Genomic DNA, 624 nt, shown 5'->3' on the forward strand with positions numbered 1-624 from the left:
TGAGTGTTTGACACGATAATGTGCCTTTGCACCAAAATCCACCAATCCATCATACGCACCCCAACAATCGCTAAAAATTATAGATTCTGCTAAATCGCTGCAAACTCTCAAAATAGGCAATAATTCACTTGCAGAGCAACCTTTGACTACTTGTGTATAAACGCAACCATTTCGTTTTAACATTTCTTCTGCTTGCAGTTGCAAGTATTAGCGAAGCAAAAACACAGGCGTTTTCTTACCTGCTCCACGCCCTCTTTTTCCCCGCACTCTTTTAGCACCCAAATAGCTCTCATCAATTTCAATTTCACCTTGCATTTTAGATATTTTTTCACATTCTTTTGCTATTAAAATTCTAATTTGCCTAAAGATTTTATTTACACTTTGGCGAGAAATATTGCTTAATTTTGATATTTTTGCAGCTTTAATATCAAGGCTTCTTGCAAAGCTACAAGTGTAAGCAAAGTAGAAAAATATTTAAGAATCCCTCACAAATTTCGCCTCACTAATTCTTGAACGAATGATATACTTGTTTTTCATCGTATGAATCATAACTTAAAGATCCTTTGTTTGAGCTTAAGTTGTCTTGAGCCTTCTATATTTATTCTAAACATAGGCTCTAGAGCC

General features: G+C 35.1%; 1 pseudogene. It reads right to left on the bottom strand.

What is annotated here, in order from left to right:
* Positions 1 to 549, bottom strand: a pseudogene (locus ACWIUO_RS13830) (IS1595 family transposase); the annotation flags it as partial.
* Positions 550 to 624 lie beyond the last annotated feature (75 nt).

Source organism: Helicobacter sp. T3_23-1056 (assembly GCF_053654535.1).